Origin of the sequence: Psychrobacter maritimus (assembly GCF_029953575.1) — a bacterium.
Classification (GTDB): Bacteria; Pseudomonadota; Gammaproteobacteria; order Pseudomonadales; family Moraxellaceae; genus Psychrobacter; species Psychrobacter maritimus.
On record NZ_CP124526.1, the window covers coordinates 1688063 to 1712554 of the forward strand.

A 24492-nucleotide genomic window follows, 5' to 3' on the forward strand; every position below is an offset into this window, starting at 1 on the left:
ACAGATAGGCTGCGCGTTTATAAGGCTGATTCATTGCGCTTGTGCAGGGAAACCGCCTTTTGCTAAAGCAGCTGTCATCTGCTCAATACTGGCGATGGTTTCGATACTGACCACTTTGGCTGCTAAATCAATCTTAACCTTGGCCTTTGAGTCGATATTCTGAATAGCTGCTGTCACACCACGGGCACAACCGCCACAGTTCATATTTGCAATCAATAGTTTCATACCCTTTCTCCAAATAAGTTTTATTTCATCACTAAGCTTAAGCCTTGTCATAATGGTAAGGTCAAACACATTTTTGAAAAAATATACTTGACCTTACCATGATGTCAACCTATATGCTGTTGATAATAGATTGAACATGATAGAGGCTGTTATGAATTCAGAAAATAGTAAGTCTTATCTTTATAGTGAGACATTGCCCATTGAGGGTATGACTTGTGCTTCATGTGTGGGACGAGTAGAAAAAGCATTAAAAAAAGTTGAAGGTGTTGAAAATGCTGAGGTGAATCTTGCGACTGAAAAAGCCATGATTTCCTCATCTCAACCTTTAGACCTTATCGCAGTAACCAAAGCCGTAGAACGAGCCGGTTATAAGATCTTGGCATCTCAGCCGATTGAGCTGTCGATAGAAGGTATGACTTGTGCTTCCTGTGTTGGACGGGTAGAAAAAGCATTAAAAAAAGTTGAGGGCGTACAACAAGCAAACGTCAACCTTGCTACTGAACGCGCATGGGTACAAGGCAACGCTCAAGTACAGAGCAGCGATTTGATTCAAGCCGTTAAAAAAGCGGGATACACAGCTAAGCAGATTGAGCAAAGTGTGAGTGTTCAACAGGATAAAAAAGCCACGGAACAGCAACAGCTGAAACGAGATTTAATGATCTCTTTAATTTTAGCCATGCCTGTTTTTATTCTAGAAATGGGATCACATATGATTCCAGCTTTTCATATGTGGGTCATGGACAATATCGGCACGCAACAAAGCTGGCTGATTCAATTTGTTTTGACTACACTGGTACTCATCTTTCCAGGCCGACGTTTTTATCAAAAAGGTATTCCGGCATTATGGCGTTTTGCCCCAGATATGAACTCATTGGTGGCGGTTGGAACACTGGCGGCTTATAGCTTTTCTCTCATTGCAACATTTATTCCACAAGTTCTACCCGAGGGCACCGTGAATGTGTATTATGAAGCGGCCGCTGTGATTGTGAGCTTAATTTTATTAGGGCGTTATTTTGAGGCAAAAGCCAAAGGACGTACCTCTCAAGCCATTCAACACTTAGTTGGTATGCAAGCAAAAACAGCGCGTGTTCACCATAACGGACAAGTGGTGGAAGTAACGATTGCAGAAGTGACCACAGAAACGATCGTTGAGATTCGTCCCGGTGAGCGTGTTCCTGTTGATGGTGAAGTTATTGAAGGTCAAAGCTATATTGATGAATCCATGATTACAGGTGAACCCATTCCTGTCAAAAAACAAGTGGGCGATCAAGTGGTAGGAGGGACGGTCAATCAAAATGGAACTTTGAATTTTCGGGCAACGGCTATCGGAGAATCTTCGGTATTGGCACAAATCATTCGCATGGTTGAACAGGCTCAAGGATCTAAATTACCGATTCAGGCATTGGTTGATAAAGTCACGATGTGGTTTGTCCCCATGGTCATGCTCTTAGCCGCTCTGACTTTTATAGTCTGGTTTATTTTTGGTCCTGAACCTGCTTTGACATTTAGTCTTGTCAACGCCGTTGCCGTCTTAATTATTGCTTGTCCCTGTGCAATGGGATTGGCAACCCCTACGTCTATTATGGTCGGTACAGGTCGCGGTGCAGAAATGGGCGTGTTATTTCGTAAAGGTGAAGCGTTGCAAGCTCTACAGGAAGTTAAGGTCATTGCAGTCGATAAAACCGGCACCTTGACCGAAGGTAAACCAACTTTAACGGATTTTCATGTCCAACAAGGGTTTCAACATGAGCAAGTCTTGCGTATTGTGGCATCGGTTGAGGCAAAATCTGAACATCCCATTGCCGTAGCCATTGTTCAGGCTGCAGAACAACAAAATATCAGCTTATTACCGATTACCAACTTTGAGTCTGTGACGGGATTTGGAATTAAAGCGGAAGTGGCAGGTCAAACCATTCATATTGGTGCTGATCGTTATATGAAGCAATTAGAGCTTGATGTTACACCTTTTGAAAACGAGGCTGCACGCTTAGGACAAGAAGGTAAAACCCCACTTTATGTCGCGATTGACCAAAAGCTAGCCGCCATTATTGCCGTTGCAGACCCTATTAAAGATACCACTTATGCCGCTATTGCAGGTTTACATCAATTGGGCTTAAAAGTGGCAATGATTACAGGCGACAATCGGCATACCGCCCAAGCAATTGCAGCAAAATTACATATTGATCAAGTGATCGCAGAAGTGTTGCCTGATGGAAAAGTAGATGCGATACGTCAACTGCAACAACAGTATGGTCGCGTGGCTTTTGTTGGCGATGGTATTAATGATGCGCCTGCGCTAGCCCAAGCTGATGTCGGTCTAGCGATTGGGACAGGGACAGATGTGGCGATTGAAGCCGCAGACGTTGTGTTGATGTCAGGTAGTCTACAAGGTGTCCCTAATGCGATTGCTTTAAGTAAAGCAACTATCAAAAATATTCGACAAAATCTATTTTGGGCATTTTTCTATAACATTGCTTTAATTCCAATTGCCGCAGGGGTTTTATATCCAGCGTTTGGAATTTTGTTGTCACCTATTTTTGCTGCAGGAGCAATGGCCCTATCCTCTGTTTTTGTGCTAGGTAATGCCTTTCGCTTAAAGTATTTTCAGGTGCCAATGATTAAAGCATAGATTGTATTAAGATAGGGTTAAAGTCGCGATTCAAAGTAGTCATTTGGCTTTAACTCTTTTTATATCAGGAGGAAAGTTATGAATATCGGTCAAGCGTCAGAGCAATCAGGAATCTCTCCCAAAATGATCCGCTATTATGAACAGATCGGGTTGCTTGATGCCGCAAAGCGCTCGAATTCAGGTTATCGAATGTACTCTAAACAAGATATAAAAGGCTTATGCTTTTTAAAACAGGCTCGCGATTTAGGTTTTTCGTCCAAACAGATGAAAGAGTTGCTTGATTTGCGGAAAAATACAGATCGGCAGAGTGCTGATGTTAAACAATTGACACTGCAACATATCGCAACTTTGAAACAAAAAATAGCTCAATTGCAAGATATGGTGAGCTTATTACAGATTTCTGCTGATCATTGCTCAGGTGATGAAAACGCAGAGTGCGCAATACTAGAAGATCTTGAACAGGGTGAATAAAATAAATTATATTTGATCCTGTCTGTGTTACTTATCAATGCGACTTACTGTATTTATCATGCCTCTTATGCGTCATTCTGGCAAAAGTTGCCGCGCCTTGACTTACCTGGAAAATTTAACGGTTTCACAGTGGTTTATAGTTGCTATAGCTATTGGTCAAAAAAGAGTTATGGGAACCAATCTTTCTCGTCTATTTACTATCATTTTTCTATTTTAGTCTGCCTCTTTTTCTGCACGTCGATCACTCGCAGATTGGTCTTCAGCAAAGCCTGATTTCCAATATGAAAAGGCGTATAGCTCGTCTTTTAACCACCCCAGTTCACCTTTTAGATACTGACGAATGGCTTTAACTGATGAAAACTCACTAGCAATATAAGCAAAACGGCTGTTTTCTGAACTTGGTAGCGTAAGCGTCTTAACCACAGCAGCGAGTTGACTGCCCTGCATAGGATGCGGGTTATGTAACCACGTCATTGCAATATTAGCTGACGTTGGTAAAACTTGTTCGTCTTTTTCACCATGAACTTCGATGATACATTGCCCAGTCGCGCTACTCGGCAGACTGTCAAGTATCGCCCCAAGCACAGGGATAGCCGTGGCATCGCCAACCAATAAAAATTGATCTGCTACTGGAAATAACGCTTTATTCTTAGGCCTCATCATCACCCCAAGCTCGTCACCAACTTTGGCATGAGTTGCCCACCCCGAAGCGGGTGCTTCATCACCATGAGCGACAAAATCAATCCAGATTTGTTGTCTTTCAATATCTACGCCGCGGTGGGTATAGGTTCGAATCACAAAACTGGACTTATCCTCTAGATTGAGCGGTTGGGATTTATCAATTGGTATGGCGACTTTATTGTTTACCCCGATAGTCATGGTCGCAATATTAGCAATCGTGTCAGGATGACCAGTAAGATAAATACGAATATAGTGCGGGGTCAATCGCTCCTTAGCGGTGACGGTCATGACTTCTTTCACTGGTTTTTGACGGGTTATATTATTCATAGAATTCTGCCATTCTTTATGTTTTATAGGTTTTTACTATTATGATTTATGTCGTTACTACTGATTGTTCTAATTCTTTAGAGGAGTTTGTCCGGCAAATCAGCAGTATTTTTTACCCATCAAGAATGCAGCTATTCTTAACATTATCTATCATGGCGCGACTGACTCGAAAGAATAACGCAAGCTCAACGGCGGTTAAATCCTGCGTGAGCTGGTTTTTAGCCCACACTTCTGCAGCGTTGAGCTTTACCATAATGTCCTCGCCTTTAACCGTCAGTTCGAGCAGTCGACTGCGACCATCTTGCGGATTATCTGTCTTAATAATCAAATCGGCCGCTAAAAGGTCATTCAATGCCCGAGTAATTTGTGCTTTATCACGCTCGATGTAATCTGCAATTGATTTTGCAGTGCTGTGAGGGTTATAACATACGACTTTTAAAGTTCTGATTTGCGTTACTGTTAATTCAAGCCCTTGTCGTTTGATGCCTTCGTGCAATAAATTGATGTAGGTATGCATCAATTGATGTAGCGTTTCACTCATCAAATTTTTAGCCATATAGAAACCTTTATGTAGTTGACTAAGGCAACTATATAAATTAAAGTTGATGGTGTCAACTATATTATGGTTTCTATATACTGATATTCTATACTTACGTTTTATAAGATAACAAAATGGCAATTGAGGTAATTTTTCTGAGTTTGTCGTTTTATATTTGGCAATTTAACTATCTTAAACGCCAATCTCAACTTATCGTAGGTTTTTGATTTTTATAGAATTTAAAATCCTAATTGTTTTAACTGTAATTTTAAAAACTAAGTAAACCAATACCTTAGAAAAATAAGTTGAGAATGGGGTATCTTAAGTGGATTTTTAATAAACTATTTGCAGAGATTTATTATGAATAAGGTTCAACCCCGTATCCAGAAGTGGCCCGCAACGAGTCGTTTATTGCATTGGCTGAGCGCATTACTCTTGCTAGTAACGTGGTGTTTAATTTTGCTTTACGGTAATAATGAGAATCCGCTATACATTAGCCTACACAAAGCATTTGGTATCAGTATTTTATTCTGGACGATTATTCGGTTAATGAATCGATTCTTAACTAACGCACCTCCTGCAGTTCCAATGCCCAGATGGCAAAGCATCATAGCTAGGCTTACGCATTTTGCTCTTTATGCGCTGTTAATAGCAATGCCCATAGCCGGGTTATTAATGTCAGTATATGGTGGTCGTCCTGTTGATATATTCGGATTGTTCGAGATTCCAGTTTTTGTAACACCCGACCGTAGTGCGGCTCGTTTCTATAATGATTTACACACCAATATTATTTGGCCAATGATTATTATATTTACCATAGCCCACGTTGGGGGAGCGTTGTATCATCAGTTTATAAAAAAGGACAATTTAATTAAGCGTATGAGTTAGATTTTAAGAACGCTAGAAAATATTTAAAAAATGGGTTTATAACAACGTTTTTGAGATATTGAACTAAACGAGGCTTTCAATAATTTTTGAGTATACCCTAGCAGAACGAGACTATAATGCCTTAGATATCAGTGAGTTTACCCATTATTGTATTAACCCCTCCAAAAACTTTGTCCATGATAAAAATCATATCAATGGAATAGAGAGTTTTTGAAATCAAGCTAAGCATCATCTGCGTAAGTTTAACGGGATGCCAAAAGAGTATTTCTACCTGTATTTAAAGGAATAAGAGTGGCGTTTTAACGGCAGTGTCCCAAAGTTGCAATTATTAGGGCTAAACTAGTCACCTAGGATAGCTCCTGATAGTAATTATTAAAATTTTGGTGGTGTTCTAAAAAGTATGCTGGCGATAGAAGTCAATAAGAAATCTATGCTAAGTTCTCTGTTTCTATAGGGCTTTCAAGGCTTCAAAAATTTTTCAAGTTTTAATCAGCATACTTTTTGACACACCACCAAGTTACGATTGACCAAGTCATCAGCGCGTTTTTGGTCATCACGGCTGCAAGTTGTTATTTTACCTTTTCTACGCCAGACGCCTTGTAAACCATGCTGTCTCATTAAACGCTCTATGGTACAGCGAGCAACCTTTACGCCATCAGCTTTCATCTGCTGCCATACTTTACGCGCACCATAACGGCATTTGCTGACCTGCCAGATGCGTATAATTTCACTGAGGTAAAAGTCGTCATGCTGACTGCGCAGTGAACGCTTGTGTGGGTTGTCGCTTAAGGCTTGAGCACGATAATAAGTTGACGGGGCAATCGGTAGTACTCTACAGATCAGCTCGACCCCATAAAGATGTTTATTGTCGTCGATGAATTGAATCATGATTTTAGTCAGCGGTCGAGCTCCGCCTGGGCGAAAAAAGCCGCTGCCTTACGAATGATTTCATTGGCTTGCTTGAGCTCTCTATTCTCGCGTTCAAGCTCTTTAATACGTTGATCTTGGCTTTGAGCTTGTACCGACGCAGGAACGGTTTGATCGTTGTATTTTTTATGCCATGATCGTAGGGTTTCAGGCGTACAGCCAATCTTAGGAGCAATTGCTTGAATAGCTGACCAGGTGGAAGGATAGTCGCTTAATGCTTCAATCAGCATGCGAACGGCGCGGTCTTTAATCTCGGGGGTGTAGTGTCGTGTTTTCATCGTTGTATTCTCTCAGAATGTTGAGTCTCCGACAATACCGGGGCGGTTCAGTTTGATATTAGAATTAACATTAGAGGAGGAAAACGATAATGTTGAGACGAGCATCAAATTAAGTGCAAGCACTATTCTGATAGTACTATTAAATGTCATGATATATACCTTGAGATAAATTACTTTGAATCATACGCAATCATTCTTACGAGATCCTTAGTTTTTGGTGTGATTGCAAAATTATCAGTGAGGCACACCATCACAAGTGATAGATAGCTTTTCGCGATTAAACCCTTGCTCCTCATCACTCTCCTGCCAGCCCGTACCCGGAAATTTAAACGACGGTTTTAACGCAAAAAAACTAGCATCCTTAAAATATAAATGATCATGATAATCGTATTCTGAGTAAGGTATGAAAGATACATCAAGCTTATCAAGGTCATAGCCGCGATAGGTGGCATTTTTAAAATTCACATAGTAATGTATGACCTCACGATCATCTTGCACCATCTGAATGCTTTTAACTACATTGCGATATTTAGCAGGTATATTAGATAGAGGCTTTACATAATAACTATCAGAATGAGCTACGAATGTATTTTTAAAATCTTCGAATCGTTTTTTGCTTGGATTGTTTGTCGGATTATAATTATCATCAAAACCACAATTATCTTCAAAAAACTGAAACAAGCCGACTAAGTCCTGTTTGCCAGTACTAGCTTTTACAGCTGTTTTAATAGACTTGCTCGATTTATTAACATTTGCATAACTTTGTGAACTCATGGCTACTAGCAATAATAGAAATACAGACTTACTAAATATACCCATCTCTTTTCTTCTTAATTTTAAATATAAACAAATATTTGGTTAATAATCTTAGCAAATAAGGATTAATAACTCTAAATACTCAATGTTAGTGACTTAATGGATAAATAGCTTGCTGTTCAACCATTAAAATCGTCTAAAAGATATTATAATAGCTTTGTTAGAACAATAAACCTGACAATATACTAAATATATAACTTCAACAAAAAAGCTCATAGCTAATCTTCTGTGCTATAACTCTCAACAAAATTCAATTCTGAAGGATATAAAGCTATGAAAAAGATATTTTTTGTATTACTTACCATCACATTTGCGACTTCTGTATTTGCAACAAGTGGACGCACTAATTCAGCTGGTTGCCATAATTCGAGAACAGAAGGTTATCATTGCCACTAGAGTTGGCTAGTAGTACCTCATACCAGTGCCAATATGTAGTTCGACACTATCTTACAGAGTAGAAAAAGCCCTTGATATCAGGGGCTTTTCTGTATTTAACGCTCTATATTGTAATGCTCTATCTTAACCACTACATAGACTACATCACCGCTTGGCAGAAACCGCCGCTTAGTAGTGTTTATCCTATTGTCTACTTAGACTGTATTGTCGTCAAAGTCCGTCAAGACAAACAGATTATCAACAAGGCGATCTACTTAGCGCTAGGTGTCGGTCTTGATGATAAGAAAGAGCTGTTTGGTATGTGGCTATCAGAGAATGAAGGCGCTAAGTTCTAGCTAGGGGTTCTCACTGAATTGCAAAACGCGGAGTGTAAGACATCCTAATCGCCTGTGTCGATGGCTTAAAGGGCTTCCCTAATGCCATCAATACCGTTTACCCCAAGGCACAGGTTCAGCTGTGTATTGGGTACATGGTGCGTTATTCAATGAAGTTCGTACCACGGACGGATAAAAAGGCCGTAGCGGCTGATTTAAAAGCAATTTATGGTGCTGATACGCTTGAGATAGCAGAGGCCAATCTTGAATTCTTTGACGCAACCTGGAGTGATAAATACCCGCATGTGGTCAAGTCTTGGCGCACTAACTGGGAGGGCTTAACGGTGTTCTTTGGTTATCCTAAAGACATCAGAAAAGCCATTTATACCACCAATGCCATTGAGTCATTAAATAGTGTGATTCGGACAGCGGTGAATAAGCGTAAGGTATTCCCGTCTGATCAGGCGGCATTCAAAGTGGTGTACTTAGCAACGCAGCAGGCGTCCAAAAAGTGGTCGATGCCCATTCGTAACTGGACGTCTGCCCTAAATCGCTTTATGATTATGTTCGACGACCGTATCACCAGGCATTTAATCTAAAGGGCAGTTACACAGAATGCGGGATGGTCTAGAACCGTCAGCACTTATTAACTTCAATAAAATATAACTACTTATCCATCAATCTCAAGAACTGTGGATTGGTCACCTGCATTTGCATGTTATTTTTATATTCCTCAATCTTCCCTCTGGCACAAAAACGTCTACCAACGAAACCATCTATCTTACCAAAACGATCTTCAAACCAGCGGTAGTCTTTATTCCACACAAGCACTGTTAGCGATTGATTAGGATATTTTTTATCCAAGTTAAGATAATGCCTGTTAGAGAAGTGCTTAGTTTCAGCTAATGTGCCACAAGCCATGACTGTTTTGCCAACATGAAACGGTGCTTTAAAAGCTTCAATCTTGGGTTCAGCAGCATATGACAAGGTAGAACCGAATAAAACAACACTCATAATGACGGTAAGTTTTTTAAACATAGTGACCTCAATAATAATCAGGTTGAACTGATACTTTTAAAAAATAGAATAATGGCGATAGCAATAGCTATAAATACAGATGAGTAGATAATGAGCTGGCTCACTGTAAGATGATTCTGATTTGCCTGTCTACTTGCTTCAATTTTTCTCTTTTCATCAGCAAGCTTTACTTTCTCAGCTGCAAGCCTACGATCTTCTTCATCATTTAGCGCCTTTTTAGTAGCTAACGCTGAATCAGTTTCATCATTTAGTCTTTCTCTCTCTTTCTGTCTCTTTCCTTGTTCACTGTACTCTTGATCATACATTGAAGATAAGGCTGGCAGTATCAGTAAAAAAACGAAAATGAGTATAGCTATAAAAAAAGTCCACATAGCTCTATTGCAACTGATTCATAGAAGACAGTTTAATTTGCGGTGTACCTTTATAGGAGCTAACAGTACCTTGTACACATATATCTCTGCCTTCGTATTGATCTAGATTATCGAAGTTGCCCATATCAGAATTCCACACTACTACGGTGACATCTTGATTGGGGTATGAAGTACCAAGATTTAAATACTTACCTTTACTGAAGCCTTTGACCTGAGCAACATAGCCACATACGACGCGGTAATCACCAATATGCTTATAGGCTTGTGCAGCTGGTACTGTGTTAGAGACCGCAGCTTCGTAGCTTTGGCTGTTCTGCGCCTGATTAGAAGGTGGTTGATAGACATCAACTTTCTCAGGCTCTCTTTTGACGGTAGCAGCAGGTGGTGGTATATCTTGAAATACAGGTTCAGTAGGCGTGTCTTCAAACGATGGTGTGTTAGTGTTGCTATTTTGAGCAGCAATGACTGCCCCGCTTGTATCAACAGCATCAGAGCTCATTGACGCCTGGTTATTACCAGTTATGACGTTACTACTATTGCTACTATTACTTTGCTCATCATCTGCATCGTACACTAAAGATGACGACTCACCGACTAAAGCCATTGGTGCATTATCATTGCTTTTATTAAAGAAGGCATTGGCACCTAGCGCCACAATCACTAATCCAGCAGAACCTGCTATGAGCATCTGATTGGCTGTGACTTTTGTTTTAGTTTGCTTTTTAGGTTTACTTACAATGATTGGTTCGCTTCGAATATGCTGTACTTTAGGAGCGTTGTTTTGATTGATATTGGCTTGTAGCTCTGCAATTGCTGCTTGAATGCTAGCAATTTCGCTACCAGTAATCGTAGAAGATGATTGGTTGTGGGTGGCTTTCTGCTCGGTAAGTTCATTCTTTAGCTGATTGAGCTCTTGTTGGTACTCATCAACGCGCTGCTGATTTTGCTTTTCAACTGTTTTTTGACTCAGCTGATTTTTGCTTTGCAGCTCTAGTGTTTTACGAATCTCAATAACAACTTTATCTGGCTCTTGATTCATCTTATTATTGGTGTACCTAAGCAGTACACCATAGATGGCCATTAAATCATTCTGTCTTTCTAACATATCGTTAAAGTCACGATAGTTATTTACTTTCCAATAGCCATCTAACTCGATGGGTAATTGATAGCCTTTTGATTCGTTTGAGATCATGAAGTCAATGTATCTATTGCCACCATTTGAGTCTCTAAAATGGTATTGAGCGGTGACATCTTCTGGTCTTATCTCAGGTATTTTGGCCAAGATAGTTCTGACAAAGTTTTCTTCATAACCGGCAACGTGTTCAATTTGCTTACGATTCTCTGCTATCCATTCGTCCCAATTCATTACTACGTTCTACCTTCTTACTAAGATATTTGCTATAACTGAGTTATCGCTGATTGGTATATAAATGCTATTGATGGTTAAGCGGTCATATTCTACCTGACTTCTATGCGAAGGAGTCAACTGTCGTTGATATTATAGTCCAATTGAAATAAAACCGACACAATACTATTAATAATCACATTTAATGAAATGAACGACGACTTATTCAATAGACTATTGTAAGTAGGTATTTTTTAGCATCGCTGATGCCATGACCATACGAGAAGCTGCGCTATTTCATGAAGTTAGTACCAATACCATCCACAGCTGGCAGTAGAATTTAGTCGCTAAAACAACCAGAAATCAAGCACCAACTAAAATACCTGATGACGCATTGATTGAAGACGTAAAAGATATCCGGATGATTATAACTATAAAAGAGCTCCTCGCTTGAACTGTAGTAAAACTGGCATCTTCAATGATTTAAAGCGTCCTGGCATCAGCCAAAAAAAAGACTTTATAACATCCAAAAGCGTGCCTGATAAAAAGAGCGACTTATCAGAGTAAGCTCAATATTTTTATGCAGCAAGGCTATCCCATTGTTTATTTGGATGAGGGCTGCTTTGAGGCCAAAACTATCAGACCTTATGTCTATGCACCGATTGGTAAACCTTGTATTGATCGCTACAGCTGGCAAGCAAAAAAACGTACCAATATCATCGGTGCTCTCTACGAAAAGATGCTGTTTGCGGCTGACTACTTTGAGCAGAATATTAATGGTAATATATTTTATGACTGCTGCAAGTTCATACTTATTGCAAGTCTTAAAACGAAATGCGTAATCGTTATAGATAATGCCTGCTTTCATAAGAGCAAGCGTATTCAAAAATTACTTAACAGGCATGGCCATCGTATTCTTTGGCTACCAACCTATAACCCTGACCTTAATCCCATTTAAAAGAAATGTGCACAGGCAAAATCTCTATGCCAAGGATGGATGGAGAATAATCTGACTAAACTATTTCATGATATGGGCTGTATCGATTTTATAAAGACTTGGCTATAGCTCAATCTCGCTTGCGCTTATATTTGGCTAAAATTTTGAATATTGGTCACGCCATTATCATTTTTCTCATAATTCACTTTTTCGTAATCAACTTTTCCTTGAACATTAATATAAATCCAAAACAACCTAAACCTCCTACTAGTTGCTCAAAAACTGTCGTTTGATGATCCCATTCATATAACATAATTATTATTAAAATACTTATAACCCAAGCTATGGCAGCATATAGAATTAGTAGTATTCGATTGCTTGGCAACCAATGGGTGGAATATAACCATTTAGGTTTGAAGCAAAGCCATAATGTTGCAATCGGGATCATTAGCATAGGAAATAAGAAAAATACAGCGATGTAGTTATTCATACTCGTAGACAATTGTACGCTTATTATGAATTACCAGAAGCTTTTAGTCATTTCATATATTTTATTAGTTGTTCTATCTTTAATAGATCAATTAACACTGGCATGGTTCAGTATCTTGACAACTCTGAATTTGGATTTCAAATTTTCCCGATACATTAACCTCTTTTCTTACTAAGTTTATTGATGATTTTCTATAATTAGCCTTCACTTATACTCGATTCATATTTAAAATTAGCAAATAGGTACAACCAATATGCTCTACCTCTCTTAGGTGCAGTATTCACACAATATAACCGCGAACCGTCCCAAGATTGTTGGAGACCTCACTGTCTAGAAAAAGACAACAATAAAAATATAAACATACTTCTGATATTGTAAAAAGATTAATATCCATAATTATCGAAGCATCAAATCACTAACATTCATAACCCCCTATGGCAGGATAGTTGTCACCCCTAAATAATAATTCCAAAGGGGACAATGAGGACACATCATGCCACGATATAGCGAAGAACGTAAACAGGCTATACTCAGCAAACTGCTACCCCCGCTGAGCCTAAGTGTTGCCGAGGTTTCAAGAAGTGAAGGCATCGGATTACAGACCCTGTATAATTGGCGTGCCCAAGCTAGAGAACAAGGTCACCCCATGCCATCGAACCATAAAACCCCTGATGACTGGTCAAGCGAAACCAAGCTTGCCACCATTATAGAGACGGCCACCCTAAGCGAGAGTGAACTTAGCGAATACTGCCGCAGCAAAGGCCTATATGTTGAGCAAATCAAAGCGTGGCGTACTGACGCCTTACAAGGCTTTAGCAGCAGCAAACAACAAAGCCTGAAAGACAAGCGTCAGCAGCAGAGCGATCGCAAACAGATCAAACAACTCACCCGAGAGCTTGCTCGAAAAGAAAAGGCTTTAGCTGAAACTGCCGCCTTACTGGTATTGCGAAAAAAGTTGGAAGCGTTTTGGGAGGAGTTTGATGACGACTGACCTTGCTCCCTAAGCGCAAGCAATACATAGACTGGATACAAGAGGCCAATCACTCAGGAGCCAGACTTAACCTTGCCTGTATTGAAGTTGGCATTAGCATCCGCACCTATCGGCGCTGGTACCGCGCAGGTCACGTGAATGGTGATAAACGGTGTGACGCCGTGCGCCAAGCTCCTAAGAATAAACTGAGCGCCTCTGAACAAGCCGCCATCCTAGCCGTGTGCAATCAGCCCCGCTTTGCCAGTCTGCCGCCCACCCAAATTGTACCGACCCTGCTTGATGAGGGGATATATCATGGCTCAGAGTCTACCTTTTATCGGGTGCTGAGGCAGCATGAGCAATTGGCTCACCGCGGTCGTGCACTTGCCCCTAAAGCCTCAAGCGCCCCAAAGACCTTTACTGCCACTGGCCCTTGCCAAGTGTTCTGCTGGGATATCACCTATCTGCCAAGTCCGGTACGGGGTCAGTTCTATTATTTGTACATGATAGAGGATGTCTATAGCCGTAAAATTGTTGGCTGGGAGGTTTATGACCACGAGTCAGGTGTACTGGCAGCTCAGCTGCTTGAGCGTACTTTAATCAGTGAGAATGCATTGCACACTGGTGAACTGCCCCGAATTTATCGGAGGCTTATTTACTTGAGTCAGGCATTGCTGCCTGACAAGTTTAAAATATCATAATGCTATTTTTTAAACTCAAAGGGTAACACATATCCAATTGTACTATGCTGAACCGCCCCAGTATTATCGAAGGTTCAACACTCTGATAGAATACGACAATGAAAATACGAAACTACATTCCTGAGATTGAAGAACGCGCCGTTCGCATACTAACTGAATCCGCGAGCGGCTATCCCTCTACATGGTAAGCTGTTCAAGCCATTGCATCTAAGATTGGCTGTATGCCTAAAACTCTACGATCATGGCATAAAAAGTAAATAGACTAAATCATTCCTGCCTCAATACAAGATCAACGCATAAAGGAGCTTGAAAGCAAAAATAAAGAACTAAAGCAAGCGAATTAAAGCATATGCAAGGCTGCTGATTTTCTCGCTCAGGCGGAGATCGCCCCTTCACTCAAGTAAATAAAAATCCAATATAGTCGGCACGGCTCAAGACCTACCCATATATCTCTAAACTTCTCTTCCTTACTTCATCTACAGTTTCAGAAACTACAGTCTTAAATTTTTTCTCTAAATTTTTAGCACGCTTTATATTTTTCACTATTTCTTCACTTTTCTCATGATCATGAAGTTTTACTAGGGCGTGTCTTCAATTGGATAAGGCATAAATAATAGTTACAATACCGCATCTACTGAGTCGATGCGAGAAATACAAGTTATGGCAAGAAAAGCATTAACAGATACACTTTGGCATCAATTGCAATCGACGATGATAAAGTACGGCTGCTATCAAACTCAAAACAGCCGAGAGATCATGGAAGCCATACTGTGGAAACTACGCACAGGCGCGCCTTGGCGTGACATACCTGAAGAATTATGTTCATGGAAAACAGCCTATAGTCGCTTTAATCGATGGTCGAAAACTGGCTTATGGGCGGATTTTTTTTTAGCTTACGCAAAGAAATTGATACGGAATGGGTATTCACAGACGGAAGCTATGTTCGCTGTCACCAGCATGCAAGTGGAGCTCGGCGTGGTGAAGATAGAGCAATTGGACGAAGCCGTGGCGGCGCAACTACAAAGATACACCTATCCTGTGATGCCGATGGATATCCGCTCAATTTTAAAATCACTGGGGGTGACGTCCACGACAGTCAAGTTGCAGGTGAATTGATTGACATGATTGGACAAGCTGATTACTTTATCGCTGATAAGGGCTATGATTCCCAAGCGATTAGGGATAAAGCTTACATGCATGACATGATCCCTATAATCCCTAAAAGAAGCAATGCTAAAGCGCCTAATCCAGAGTTTGATAGCTATTTGTACAAGCTGCGTCATCTTGTTGAAAATATGTTTGCAAGGCTTAAGCACTTTCGTAGTATCGCTACTCGCTATGAGAAGTTAGCTCGTAATTTTAAGTCAATGCTCTATCTAGCGTGTACTATCATTCATTGTAAAATGAATTGAAGACACGCCCTAGTATTGTTTCTAAATTTGATTTAAAAGGCAGCTTTAAAGCGGTCTGTTAGAGGATCAAGCGGCAGTTTCCCAAACTTTGTGTAACTGCTTATAATCCACCAACCGGAGAATAAGCAATGACTACTCAATCTGACATTAAGAAACTGGCCGAGCAAATGGCTGGTAGCATGAATAGCTTTGATGACATCAAAGATTTTCAAAAGCAGCTCATGCAATCCTTTATCGATACTGCCCTTGAAGCTGAAATGGAAGACCATCTCGGCTACCCCAAACATGAAAAGGCGGATAAGCCTAACAAGCGCAATGGGCACACTAAAAAGACAGTCCGCAGTGACACAGGCGATCTTGAGATCTCCACCCCAAGAGACCGTGACGGCGCTTTTGAACCTGCCTTAGTGCGTAAGCATCAAAGTCGTATCTCAGGCCTTGATGATAAAATCATCTCATTTTATGCCAAAGGTCAGACCACCACTGAAATCGTCGAAACCATTAAAGAACTCTATGACGTCGACATCTCAAGCTCTCTTGTCTCAAGAGTCACCGATAACATATTAGAGGACATCACCGCTTGGCAGAACCGGCCGCTGAGCAGTGTTTATCCTATTGTCTATCTAGACTGCATTGTCGTCAAAGTACGTCAAGATAAGCAGATTATCAACAAAGCCATTTACTTAGCGCTAGGTGTTGCTCTTGATGGTAAAAAAGAGCTGCTTGGTATGTGGCTATCAGAGAATGAGGGCGCTAAGTTCTGGCTTGGCGTACTCACTGAGCTACAAAACCGTGGGGTACAAGACATCCTCATTGCCTGTGTTGATGGTTTAAAGGGCTTCCCTGATGCCATTAACACAGTCTACCCCAACGCTCAGGTTCAACTGTGTATCGTACATATGGTGCGTTACTCAATGAAGTTTGTGCCGTGGACAGATAAAAAGGCAGTAGCGGCTGATTTAAAGGCTATCTATGGCGCTGATACTATAGAGATGGCAGAGGCCAATCTTGAGCACTTTGATGAGACTTGGGGCAAGGAGTATCCGCATGTCATCAAGTCTTGGCGTAATAACTGGGAGGGCTTAACGGTGTTCTTCGAGTATCCTAAAGACATCAGAAAAGTGATTTATACCACCAATGCTATTGAGTCTTTAAACAGCGTGATTCGGACAGCGGTGAATAAGCGTAAGGTGTTCCCATCTGATCAGGCAGCATTCAAGGTGGTGTACTTAGCCACCCAGCAGGCATCCAAAAAGTGGTCGATGCCAATCCGTAACTGGACGTCTGCTCTGAATCGTTTTATGATTATGTTTGATGACCGTATCAGTAAGCATTTAATCTAAATGGCAGTTACACAGAATCTGGGATGGTCTCGATCAAGCAATCAATCTTTAACAGATAATAAATATTATGAGCGAAGAATTCGAAAATTTTATTTGAATCCTTAACTCAAGATACTCTGTAATAGCGTCTAGCTCACTGCAGTTAAATCCATGCTATCACTAATGATTAATATTGTCATTATATATAGCCCAGTTAAAGATAGATTTAGTCAGCAGTTTAGGGCTTAGCAAGCTTATTTTTTTATTCATAAAAGTAATAATAACTAAAATTGAGTAGCTTACTATCTTTTAGATTGGAACCTATCAGGTTATGGTATTTAACATCCTACAAAATTGATGACTATTTATGGGAAGTACCCCACTCTCAACTTGAAATAAGCAAATCAAACTGAAGAGGCGGATTACCAAGTTTTTTGTTGAGTACAAAGCACAGATTGTGTGAAAGAATCTTACGAATCAATCGATGAGACAAATGCCATAAATCTCTTGCTCGTACCCTTTGTATATTAAATCGTTCTGATAGCTGACCAATGACTGTTTCAACGATACGGCGGGCTTTCATTAGCCGCCTTACCACAGGTTTGGGTCTATCCTCTTTCATGTTGGCTCTGAGTGGCGTTTGTAAATCCACGCCTTGAGCGTCGTAGTACGATGTCAGACTAGGGCTGATATACCCTTTATCAGCGCCAAGTAGCCCATGAATATGAGTGGTGATTTCTGGGGCAACCGCTCTTTCATCAACATTGGCAGGAGCAAAGGTAAAGCCTTTAATCATGCCCGATAAGTTAACAAGCAAATGGCCTTCAAAGCCATAGTACCTCTCTTGCTTAGCGGCACAGTAGCTAAAAGCTGCTAAGTCTTGATAATTCTTATGCCGATAAGCGCGTCCATAATGACAGACGGGTATCGGAAAGCCATCCATAAAATGAATGTTGTCACGGCCTTCAATTTGACTGACTTTATCTTGTATCTGCTGTTTGACTTGCCACAGATTAGCGCAATGCTTTGCGAAGTTAGGATATGAGCCGATGGCTGGAAACCAGGCTTGCCAATGCTGGGTAAAGTATTGCCAAATTTGTTTGTCTTGATCAAGGTGTAAAAATTCACCGACCATCTCCATGCAAATAACCTCAGGATCACTTAGCTTTGGCGCGTAACCTGCACTTCGCAAGGGTTTGGTGACGACTATTTTGTAATATTGCTCTACCATTAAATAGATATTGATGATAAATTCGTCTATGGGCATCTCACAACTCCATTGTATTCTTGGTCGAAAACAATAGATTAGTGAGGTGCTCTTCTTTTTTCAATTACTTTCGAAGTTGAGAGTGGGGTGGGAAGTATAAGTTTTTATGATGTGTTCTTTCCAGTATTGCTCTGTCTGAACTCTCCGTATGGTGAGTCGTGGCTCAAACAAATGCAGCTACTATCAATTTTAATACATTAGCTGGCCGCAGCATAGTTGTCGCACAAGGTTTATCACTTTGGAACCCCTTAACAAATCATTATTTTCCTTGTAACAACAAATAAGATAGAGAATTTCTTTACTAGCATTGAGATTCTAACCATTTAGATAGTTTAATAATATCATCCTGATTATTCTTTAATTCCTTGCAAACGAAGTAAAACTTATCCCCTGTTAGTAATTCATAATCCCTGCTGTCAAATCCGTACAGTTGAACTTGGGAGATTTTGATTATGCAGCCTGACGATAAAAATCAAACCACACCGGTCTTAGCGATCTATATCTCAACAGAACCAGTCGTTTTACTCTTTAAACCTGTTAATAGACCACTTAAAATAGACTGCTCTAATGGAAACACTTATAACAGACTGCCCCAGCACTATCAAAGACTCAGTATGCTGAGACAATACGATAGCCTTCATTCGCTTTATTCTGCCAGTTAGATAAGGTTTGCATGGCTATGCCTAACTGCTTTGCAGTCGCTAAGATATTGCCATTGTTCTCTAGAATTTCTTCAGCATAGCTCAATGTCACTTTTGACAAATAATAAACAGCTTGCTATGATAAAAAACATCGTGGGTTTACGGCTACTTCCAGCGCGATGAAAAACAAAGACTGGTAAAACGCACAACTCCTTTTTGCTCTGTAAGGTAACTGTGTCGTTTCAATTTGGCACAGACAGAGCAACAGGAGATTTCTTTATGACTACTTCTAGTCAATTGATTCCAAAATTCATACTTCTAAAATATTCTTCTCATACTCAGCTACTGAGTCTTATGAGCGCTTTCTGCTATTCCGCTTTTTTAAGCAAACTCTCCAAACCGCTTCATAAACTTTTATCAGTCTCAGTCACTGATAGTCCAAGCTATGTTAAGCATATGGCTTACCTTGGTTTTATTATTGTGCCCAACTAATCTGCAGTTTGACACATAGCAATAAGACTAGCTAAGAATTTGAATGCACTCACCTCATGTAACCATCATTATTTAACAGGCATTAAAAGGTAATCTTATGACAGCATATAGCGATAAAACCAGCCAAGATGACAACAGCACTATCAATCAAGATACGCACGTTGAAGACTGGATGATAGAGATATGGGACTGGATTGACAACCATAATATATCAGGCAGCCCTGATAGCACTATCCCTCGTGAACCTGAAGCGTTGCGCCAGTTAGAGCGACTGGATTTGGGATATGGAAAATCAACGAGTTATAACTGTATTGATAATAAATCAGTACTACGAAGCGAAAGTGAGTCCACTAAGCCATTACCTGGCGCTATCGGCAATCTAAAGAACCTAAAGTACCTTAGACTGATAGGTTTGAGCTATGCTGAAGAAACCGTACACCTAAACAACAAGGCTGTAGTCTTTTCTGACAATAAGCAGCGATATATAACCTATGATAGATCAATCAAACACCCTAGCCTTTTATAATAGCAATGCACACTCATTCATCGAGCAAACCATCGATGTGAATATGCGTCTGCTATATCAACCCTTTATAGATAATCTACCTGTCAGACCAATAAGCAATCAAAATATACTGGACTTAGGCTGCGGTTCAGGTCGTGACAGTATGCATTTTGCCAGTTTAGGCTTCAATGTTACTGCTATCGATAGTAGCTCGGCATTACTTGATCTTGCAAAAGCAGCTGCTCAAAAGCGCATGGACTATCAAGATACGATTGAGTGGCATTGTGCTACTTTTCAAGACATTATCCAAAAAAACTGGTAACGTCAATTTACCGCTATTTGGGCATGCGCCTCATTACTCCATGTACCTTATAAGGAGCTGCCTGAATTAATAGATGGGTTGCTACACATGCTAACTGATGATGGAGTTTTTTACGCATCGTTTAAATATGGCGATAATGAGCATGTGAAAGACAACCGCTTTTTTTGTGATATGAATGAAGAGCGCTGGGAAGCTATCAAGCAAAAAACCAACCATGAATTCAAAGACGAAATTTGGCTTACCAATGACCAAAGAGCAGATAGAGATGAAAAGTGGTTTAATATTATGATTAAGCAATGACAAACTTAAATTCTCACACAGTCTATTTTTGGATTAGGCTGGGCGGTTCATTTATTTTGATAGCTTATATAGTGACTATCAGCTTAAAGATTTGCTTATGGACTACTATAGCTATTATCATATAAGTGAAGTATTTGAAAACAAAAAGACAATAACCTAAATCGGAGTAAATAATGATTACCCATGTACCTGATGTGACTTTCAAAACCCGTGTTCGTGATGAATCTATCGGAGGAGACAATCCATTTAAATGGCAAGACTTAACCACAGATGAGCTATTTGTCAATAAAAAAGTGGTTGTGTTCTCATTACCAGGTGCCTTTACGCCAACCTGTTCGACCAGCCATCTACCTCGCTATGAAGAGCTTTACAATGAGTTTAAGGCGTTAGGCGTAGATGAGATCGTTTGCGTTTCTGTCAATGATGCCTTCGTCATGTACCAATGGGGCTTAAAGCAAAACCGTGAAAACGTTTTCTTGCTTCCTGATGGTAATGGTGAGTTCACTCGTAAAATGGGCATGCTGGTTGATAAGAGCAATCTTGGCTTTGGTATGCGCTCATGGCGTTATTCGATGTATGTCGACAATAAAGCCATCAAAAAAGTATTTAAAGAAGCTGGTTTTGACGACAACTGCCCAACTGACCCGTTTGAAGTATCAGATGCAGACACCATGTTAGCGTATTTGAAAAGTAATGCTTAACAGCGTTGACGCTTGACTGTTGTTATCAAGTGTTATCGGGCGTCGATAGATGCTCACATACTGATATTTAAAAACTATAGAACTGCTTAGCTCTTAAATGTAACCGTTAAATATAAGGGCTACGCAGTTTTTTATGGTTTTTATAAAAATTTCTATCGCTGAGCGGTGTTATTGTTGGAGATAGTGACAATGTGAGCATGATTTTTGGCAAACAGATAAGTATTAACCATAAAAAAAGCCAGACAGCTTAAGTTGTCTGGCTTTATTGTGTACACCGTCTTAAAAACAGCTCAAAGCTTTTATGCCATTACAGGGTCTAACGCTTACGTCCTATAAAGCACTTTAACCACATGCCAGCCAAACTTGGTTTTCACTAAATGCGGGGTAAAGAGTTCGCCGTTGAAGCAGACTTTATCAAATGCCGGTACCATTTGACCTTGTTTAAACTCACCTAAGCTGCCGCCTTTTTTAGCGGATGGGCAGGTGGAGTGTTTCTTAGCCAACACATCAAACTGGGCACCTTTTTTAAGCTTGGCAATAATGTCGTCAGCCAGTTCTTTATCTTTTACTAAAATGTGTAATGCGCTAGCGGTACGAGCCATAATGTAAACCCTTTATAAAATATCGATTATCGGGGCATTATATCACTACTCTCTTTGGTTGCTGGCCTAACTTGACTGCGCTACTGCATCAAAAGTCATTATCCACACAGGCGGTACTCTTTGGATGAGAGTTGGTGCCTTTTGAGTGGCGCTGCCACTACCTATCAATTTATCGTTTTGAGGACCGCGAAGAACCTCGACCTTTTGCAGGGCGCTTGCCATTTGCAGCAGGCTTCTTGCTATCACCAAAAGGACGCCTGTCTTTACCTTTAGAACCCGTTGGTTTTCTAGTACCATCTTTGGGATGTTTAGCATTCCCTTTTGCGGCGCCCGTTGGTTTTGAAGATTCTTTTGACTTTGACGAAGTATCCGTACGAGGTTTTTTTCGTGGCGCCTTACGAGATTTCTTAGCAGCAGTACTGTCTTCCGAAGAAGAGTCTTCTATAGATTTCAGTAAAACGGCCATCTCTTTTGGGGTTAAATCTCGCCAGTCTCCAACGGGAATACCCTTAAGACTCACATTCATAATACGTGTGCGCTCAAGCTTCACGACTTCATAGCCAAAATGCTCACACATACGGCGAATTTGACGGTTTAAACCTTGCACTAGCGTGATGTTAAACACGTTAGGCGACACCTTAGTGACCGGACATTTTTTTGTCATCCTGCCCAAAATAGGTACGCCACCGGCTAAACCTTCAATAAAACTATCCGTTATCGGCTTATTTACCGTCACCACATAATCTTTCTCATGGTTATTACCCGCACGTAACACCTTATTAACCAAATCGCCATTGCTCGTTAAAAAGATTAAACCTTGGGAATCTTTATCCAAGCGCCCAATCGGAAAAATACGTACGCTATGTCTCACAAAATCAACAATATTGTTTTTCTCAGAGCTTTCTGTGGTGCTCACAATGCCTACTGGTTTATTCAACGCAATAAAAACGAAATCATCTGCTTCCCGTGGCTCAATAAGCTGGCCGTTAACTTTTACTACATCTCCAGCAACTACTTGCGCGCCTACTTGAGCACGCTTGCCATTGACGTACACATTACCTTGTTCAATAAAGCGATCAGCGTCGCGCCTGGAGCAAATACCGCTTTCGCTAATGTATTTATTTAAGCGAGTCGAAGAAGCGTTAAACATAAAGCACCGTTTTTACCTAATAAAAAGTCTTTCTTACTAAGAAAAAGACCTCAACTGAATGGATTATCAACAACGAGATGGCTAACATTATATAGTAAATTCAGTTCGCGTTTCAGGAGAGATGGGCAAAACCTATTGCTCATTGTTTATTGCTCATTGTTTAAAGGTACAAGTAGTCTCATGGCCGTGACCATTACTGCGCTTAAGTTATAGTAATAAACGCTCTGCACACGACAAAAAAAATCATCCCCACCCGATTTTCATAGGTTTAGGGGTTAAAAAGCTAACTAACTGTCGAAATACAGTCTTATCATTATTAAAAAACACCAAGCGAAGGCCTTCAATCAATATATCCAGGCCAAGCGCAAACAAACTGGCTTGAGGTCGAGCGTTTGACTTCAACTTGCGTTTTAACGGCTTATCTTTGTCTTTATAAATACCGACATGATAAGCCCAACAAAATGCTAAGGCGTTCACTGCGACTAATTTACTGACCCGATCAAGATGGGTTAAGTGGGTATCTTCAAGATTAAAGCCACGCCCCTTTAGACAAGCAAATAAAGTCTCAATTTCCCAACGCTTGCCATAGCTTGTCATCGCATCCACTGTTTCTAGTTGATTGGTTGCGACAATCACTAAACCGTAGTCTTTATCACGCTTGGCAAATACTCGAACCAAACAACCATCGACAGTCAGTATTCGCCCATGTCGATATGTTTCTTGATGGCTAACATGGCGCAATAACTCTTTAATCTGTACCAGCTTGCCATGATGATTCCTAACTTTACTGTTCTTCTTAATCCGTATGGCAAAGGGTATGTGATTATTGGTGAGCCAGTTAAACCATTTTTCGCCAACAAACTCTCTGTCTGCTACTATCATCTCAAGGTTATCTTTGCCAAATTGTTTGATAAACCGCTCAATAAGTTCACAGCGTTCAAGATGGTTTGTATTACCTCGCTTATCTAGCATTTGCCAGTATAAGGGGATGGCTATCCCTTTATATACCACCCCTAGCATAAAGATGTTGAGGTTACTTTTACCCCATTTCCAGTTGGTGCGGTCAATGGTTAAGGTGACTTTGCCTAGCCCAAATAGTCGATATATCATTAAAGCCAGTTGATCGTAGTCTATCCTGGCTTCGGCAAAAAATCGCTGTAGTCTGCGATAGTGACTGTCGGTCTTGCCACCCTTAGGGAGGTGTCTTGCTATTTTTTTTAAGATTACTGCTTTGAGCAGTAATCAGGGCTATTATCATTAGGCTCAAACATGTGATTCTTGCCTTGTTCATACTCAGGTTTTGGGTTAAAGTTTCACTAAGTCTGTTAAAGTTTGGCATGGTCTGATTCGTCTTGAAAATTACTATTATGCCTTTGCTTTAACAGACTTTTTTGTTTTTTTTGTCGTGTGCAGAGTAATAAACGTTAATCGATGTC

25 protein-coding genes, 3 pseudogenes and 1 other annotated feature are annotated in these 24492 nt (G+C 40.4%); of the genes and pseudogenes, 15 read left to right on the forward strand and 13 right to left on the reverse strand.

The annotated features are described in order from the left end of the window. Positions 1 to 30: 30 nt before the first annotated feature. Positions 31 to 225: a heavy-metal-associated domain-containing protein gene (locus QJS82_RS07020; RefSeq protein ID WP_025646094.1), complete on the reverse strand. Its 195-nt coding sequence runs from the start codon at positions 223 to 225 to the stop codon at positions 31 to 33. Positions 226 to 376: 151 nt separating this feature from the next. Between QJS82_RS07020 and QJS82_RS07025 the strand changes: the two genes are divergently transcribed. Together QJS82_RS07025 and cueR are read left to right on the forward strand one after the other, a co-directional pair. Beyond that, positions 377 to 2854, forward strand: a complete 2478-nt coding sequence (locus QJS82_RS07025; protein ID WP_198328185.1) for a heavy metal translocating P-type ATPase — start codon at positions 377 to 379, stop codon at positions 2852 to 2854. A 78-nt stretch (positions 2855 to 2932) separates the two neighbouring features. After that, positions 2933 to 3325 (forward strand): Cu(I)-responsive transcriptional regulator, encoded by a 393-nt coding sequence (gene cueR / locus QJS82_RS07030; protein ID WP_191692463.1) that lies wholly within the window; start codon positions 2933 to 2935, stop codon positions 3323 to 3325. A 213-nt stretch (positions 3326 to 3538) separates the two neighbouring features. Here the strand turns inward: cueR and QJS82_RS07035 are convergent, their stop codons facing one another. Beyond that, positions 3539 to 4333 (reverse strand): siderophore-interacting protein, encoded by a 795-nt coding sequence (locus QJS82_RS07035; protein WP_198328188.1) that lies wholly within the window; start codon positions 4331 to 4333, stop codon positions 3539 to 3541. 112 nt (positions 4334 to 4445) lie between these two features. Next, positions 4446 to 4889 (reverse strand): MarR family winged helix-turn-helix transcriptional regulator, encoded by a 444-nt coding sequence (locus tag QJS82_RS07040; protein WP_198328000.1) that lies wholly within the window; start codon positions 4887 to 4889, stop codon positions 4446 to 4448. A 342-nt stretch (positions 4890 to 5231) separates the two neighbouring features. Here QJS82_RS07040 and QJS82_RS07045 point away from each other — a divergent pair, with 342 nt between their 5' ends. Further along, positions 5232 to 5759, forward strand: a complete 528-nt coding sequence (locus tag QJS82_RS07045) for a cytochrome b (RefSeq protein ID WP_191692129.1) — start codon at positions 5232 to 5234, stop codon at positions 5757 to 5759. Between the two features lie 91 nt (positions 5760 to 5850). Continuing rightward, positions 5851 to 6045, forward strand: a pseudogene (locus QJS82_RS07050) (IS1595 family transposase); the annotation flags it as partial. Between the two features lie 230 nt (positions 6046 to 6275). On the opposite strand, the pseudogene QJS82_RS07055 reads toward QJS82_RS07050, so the two are convergent. Then, a pseudogene (locus tag QJS82_RS07055) lies at positions 6276 to 6964 on the reverse strand (IS3 family transposase); the annotation flags it as partial. Continuing rightward, positions 6573 to 6689 (reverse strand) — a sequence feature (AL1L pseudoknot). Its footprint overlaps the pseudogene before it by 117 nt. Positions 6965 to 7198: 234 nt before the next feature. Continuing rightward, complete coding sequence (locus tag QJS82_RS07060) at positions 7199 to 7738, reverse strand: hypothetical protein (RefSeq protein WP_281490009.1); 540 nt, start codon at positions 7736 to 7738, stop codon at positions 7199 to 7201. A gap of 315 nt (positions 7739 to 8053) precedes the next feature. On the opposite strand from QJS82_RS07060, the gene QJS82_RS13760 reads away from it, so the two are divergent. Together QJS82_RS13760 and QJS82_RS07065 are read left to right on the forward strand one after the other, a co-directional pair. Then, positions 8054 to 8176 carry a YHYH domain-containing protein gene (locus QJS82_RS13760; RefSeq protein ID WP_438655833.1) on the forward strand — a complete coding sequence of 41 codons (123 nt, stop codon included), beginning with the start codon at positions 8054 to 8056 and terminating at the stop codon, positions 8174 to 8176. Between the two features lie 134 nt (positions 8177 to 8310). Further along, positions 8311 to 9089: pseudogene (locus tag QJS82_RS07065) on the forward strand (IS256 family transposase); the annotation flags it as partial. Positions 9090 to 9156: 67 nt separating this feature from the next. Here the strand turns inward: QJS82_RS07065 and QJS82_RS07070 are convergent. The 3 genes from QJS82_RS07070 to QJS82_RS07080 are packed head-to-tail and all read right to left on the reverse strand — an operon-like array spanning position 9157 to position 11265. After that, the gene (locus QJS82_RS07070; protein WP_201502218.1) at positions 9157 to 9528 is read right to left on the reverse strand and encodes a hypothetical protein; all 372 of its coding nucleotides are present in this window, start codon (positions 9526 to 9528) and stop codon (positions 9157 to 9159) included. A gap of 17 nt (positions 9529 to 9545) precedes the next feature. After that, positions 9546 to 9899, reverse strand: coding sequence for a hypothetical protein (locus QJS82_RS07075; RefSeq protein ID WP_281490010.1), 354 nt, complete (start codon positions 9897 to 9899; stop codon positions 9546 to 9548). A 4-nt stretch (positions 9900 to 9903) separates the two neighbouring features. Further along, a complete protein-coding gene (locus QJS82_RS07080) occupies positions 9904 to 11265 on the reverse strand; it encodes a hypothetical protein (RefSeq protein ID WP_281490011.1) in 1362 nt (453 codons plus the stop codon). 559 nt (positions 11266 to 11824) lie between these two features. On the opposite strand from QJS82_RS07080, the gene QJS82_RS07090 reads away from it, so the two are divergent. The 5 genes from QJS82_RS07090 (at position 11825) to QJS82_RS07110 (ending at position 17097) form a co-directional block, all read left to right on the forward strand. After that, positions 11825 to 12202 (forward strand): transposase, encoded by a 378-nt coding sequence (locus tag QJS82_RS07090; RefSeq protein WP_281490012.1) that lies wholly within the window; start codon positions 11825 to 11827, stop codon positions 12200 to 12202. A 962-nt stretch (positions 12203 to 13164) separates the two neighbouring features. Then, entirely contained in the window at positions 13165 to 13662 is a 498-nt protein-coding gene (locus tag QJS82_RS07095; protein ID WP_281490013.1) for a transposase, read from the forward strand. A gap of 2 nt (positions 13663 to 13664) precedes the next feature. Further along, positions 13665 to 14342 (forward strand): DDE-type integrase/transposase/recombinase, encoded by a 678-nt coding sequence (locus QJS82_RS07100; protein WP_281490014.1) that lies wholly within the window; start codon positions 13665 to 13667, stop codon positions 14340 to 14342. A gap of 660 nt (positions 14343 to 15002) precedes the next feature. After that, positions 15003 to 15754, forward strand: a protein-coding gene (locus QJS82_RS07105) for an IS5 family transposase (protein ID WP_281490015.1) whose coding sequence is annotated in 2 segments (ribosomal slippage) — positions 15003 to 15210 and positions 15210 to 15754 — 753 coding nt in all. Because the reading frame shifts where the segments join, the coding sequence is not laid out codon by codon here. 128 nt (positions 15755 to 15882) lie between these two features. Then, entirely contained in the window at positions 15883 to 17097 is a 1215-nt protein-coding gene (locus QJS82_RS07110; protein WP_281490016.1) for an IS256 family transposase, read from the forward strand. Between the two features lie 364 nt (positions 17098 to 17461). Here QJS82_RS07110 and QJS82_RS07115 read toward each other — a convergent pair whose 3' ends face one another. Both QJS82_RS07115 and QJS82_RS07120 read right to left on the reverse strand, forming a co-directional pair. Further along, positions 17462 to 18343, reverse strand: a complete 882-nt coding sequence (locus tag QJS82_RS07115; RefSeq protein WP_281490017.1) for an IS982 family transposase — start codon at positions 18341 to 18343, stop codon at positions 17462 to 17464. A gap of 609 nt (positions 18344 to 18952) precedes the next feature. Next, positions 18953 to 19105 carry a hypothetical protein gene (locus tag QJS82_RS07120; RefSeq protein WP_369958303.1) on the reverse strand — a complete coding sequence of 51 codons (153 nt, stop codon included), beginning with the start codon at positions 19103 to 19105 and terminating at the stop codon, positions 18953 to 18955. Between the two features lie 468 nt (positions 19106 to 19573). Between QJS82_RS07120 and QJS82_RS07125 the strand changes: the two genes are divergently transcribed. The 4 genes from QJS82_RS07125 to QJS82_RS07140 all read left to right on the forward strand — a co-directional run bounded on the left by QJS82_RS07125 (position 19574) and on the right by QJS82_RS07140 (position 21304). Continuing rightward, the gene (locus QJS82_RS07125) at positions 19574 to 20002 is read left to right on the forward strand and encodes a hypothetical protein (RefSeq protein WP_281490018.1); all 429 of its coding nucleotides are present in this window, start codon (positions 19574 to 19576) and stop codon (positions 20000 to 20002) included. Beyond that, entirely contained in the window at positions 19968 to 20303 is a 336-nt protein-coding gene (locus QJS82_RS07130; protein ID WP_281490019.1) for a class I SAM-dependent methyltransferase, read from the forward strand. The genes QJS82_RS07125 and QJS82_RS07130 overlap by 35 nt, the downstream gene beginning before the upstream one ends. Positions 20304 to 20390: 87 nt before the next feature. Continuing rightward, a complete protein-coding gene (locus QJS82_RS07135) occupies positions 20391 to 20603 on the forward strand; it encodes a hypothetical protein (protein WP_281490020.1) in 213 nt (70 codons plus the stop codon). A 173-nt stretch (positions 20604 to 20776) separates the two neighbouring features. Further along, entirely contained in the window at positions 20777 to 21304 is a 528-nt protein-coding gene (locus tag QJS82_RS07140) for a peroxiredoxin (protein ID WP_201620274.1), read from the forward strand. Positions 21305 to 21627: 323 nt separating this feature from the next. On the opposite strand, the gene ppiC is transcribed toward QJS82_RS07140, so the two are convergent. The 3 genes from ppiC to QJS82_RS07155 all read right to left on the reverse strand — a co-directional run bounded on the left by ppiC (position 21628) and on the right by QJS82_RS07155 (position 24295). After that, entirely contained in the window at positions 21628 to 21906 is a 279-nt protein-coding gene (ppiC, locus tag QJS82_RS07145; protein WP_201565312.1) for a peptidylprolyl isomerase PpiC, read from the reverse strand. 169 nt (positions 21907 to 22075) lie between these two features. After that, a complete protein-coding gene (rluF, locus tag QJS82_RS07150) occupies positions 22076 to 23056 on the reverse strand; it encodes a 23S rRNA pseudouridine(2604) synthase RluF (protein ID WP_281490021.1) in 981 nt (326 codons plus the stop codon). Positions 23057 to 23299: 243 nt separating this feature from the next. Continuing rightward, entirely contained in the window at positions 23300 to 24295 is a 996-nt protein-coding gene (locus QJS82_RS07155) for an IS4 family transposase (protein WP_348651563.1), read from the reverse strand. Between the last annotated feature and the right edge of the window lie 197 nt (positions 24296 to 24492).

Bases quoted from the DNA above. Each gene is read 5' to 3' on its own strand.
- QJS82_RS07020 (WP_025646094.1), bottom strand. From the start codon at position 225: ATGAAACTATTGATTGCAAATATGAACTGTGGCGGTTGTGCCCGTGGT.
- QJS82_RS07025 (WP_198328185.1), top strand. From the start codon at position 377: ATGAATTCAGAAAATAGTAAGTCTTATCTTTATAGTGAGACATTGCCC.
- cueR (WP_191692463.1), top strand. From the start codon at position 2,933: ATGAATATCGGTCAAGCGTCAGAGCAATCAGGAATCTCTCCCAAAATG.
- QJS82_RS07035 (WP_198328188.1), bottom strand. From the start codon at position 4,333: ATGAATAATATAACCCGTCAAAAACCAGTGAAAGAAGTCATGACCGTC.
- QJS82_RS07040 (WP_198328000.1), bottom strand. From the start codon at position 4,889: ATGGCTAAAAATTTGATGAGTGAAACGCTACATCAATTGATGCATACC.
- QJS82_RS07045 (WP_191692129.1), top strand. From the start codon at position 5,232: ATGAATAAGGTTCAACCCCGTATCCAGAAGTGGCCCGCAACGAGTCGT.
- QJS82_RS07060 (WP_281490009.1), bottom strand. From the start codon at position 7,738: ATGAGTTCACAAAGTTATGCAAATGTTAATAAATCGAGCAAGTCTATT.
- QJS82_RS13760 (WP_438655833.1), top strand. From the start codon at position 8,054: ATGAAAAAGATATTTTTTGTATTACTTACCATCACATTTGCGACTTCT.
- QJS82_RS07070 (WP_201502218.1), bottom strand. From the start codon at position 9,528: ATGTTTAAAAAACTTACCGTCATTATGAGTGTTGTTTTATTCGGTTCT.
- QJS82_RS07075 (WP_281490010.1), bottom strand. From the start codon at position 9,899: ATGTGGACTTTTTTTATAGCTATACTCATTTTCGTTTTTTTACTGATA.
- QJS82_RS07080 (WP_281490011.1), bottom strand. From the start codon at position 11,265: ATGAATTGGGACGAATGGATAGCAGAGAATCGTAAGCAAATTGAACAC.
- QJS82_RS07090 (WP_281490012.1), top strand. From the start codon at position 11,825: ATGCAGCAAGGCTATCCCATTGTTTATTTGGATGAGGGCTGCTTTGAG.
- QJS82_RS07095 (WP_281490013.1), top strand. From the start codon at position 13,165: ATGCCACGATATAGCGAAGAACGTAAACAGGCTATACTCAGCAAACTG.
- QJS82_RS07110 (WP_281490016.1), top strand. From the start codon at position 15,883: ATGACTACTCAATCTGACATTAAGAAACTGGCCGAGCAAATGGCTGGT.
- QJS82_RS07115 (WP_281490017.1), bottom strand. From the start codon at position 18,343: ATGCCCATAGACGAATTTATCATCAATATCTATTTAATGGTAGAGCAA.
- QJS82_RS07125 (WP_281490018.1), top strand. From the start codon at position 19,574: ATGACAGCATATAGCGATAAAACCAGCCAAGATGACAACAGCACTATC.
- QJS82_RS07130 (WP_281490019.1), top strand. From the start codon at position 19,968: ATGATAGATCAATCAAACACCCTAGCCTTTTATAATAGCAATGCACAC.
- QJS82_RS07135 (WP_281490020.1), top strand. From the start codon at position 20,391: ATGCTAACTGATGATGGAGTTTTTTACGCATCGTTTAAATATGGCGAT.
- QJS82_RS07140 (WP_201620274.1), top strand. From the start codon at position 20,777: ATGATTACCCATGTACCTGATGTGACTTTCAAAACCCGTGTTCGTGAT.
- ppiC (WP_201565312.1), bottom strand. From the start codon at position 21,906: ATGGCTCGTACCGCTAGCGCATTACACATTTTAGTAAAAGATAAAGAA.
- rluF (WP_281490021.1), bottom strand. From the start codon at position 23,056: ATGTTTAACGCTTCTTCGACTCGCTTAAATAAATACATTAGCGAAAGC.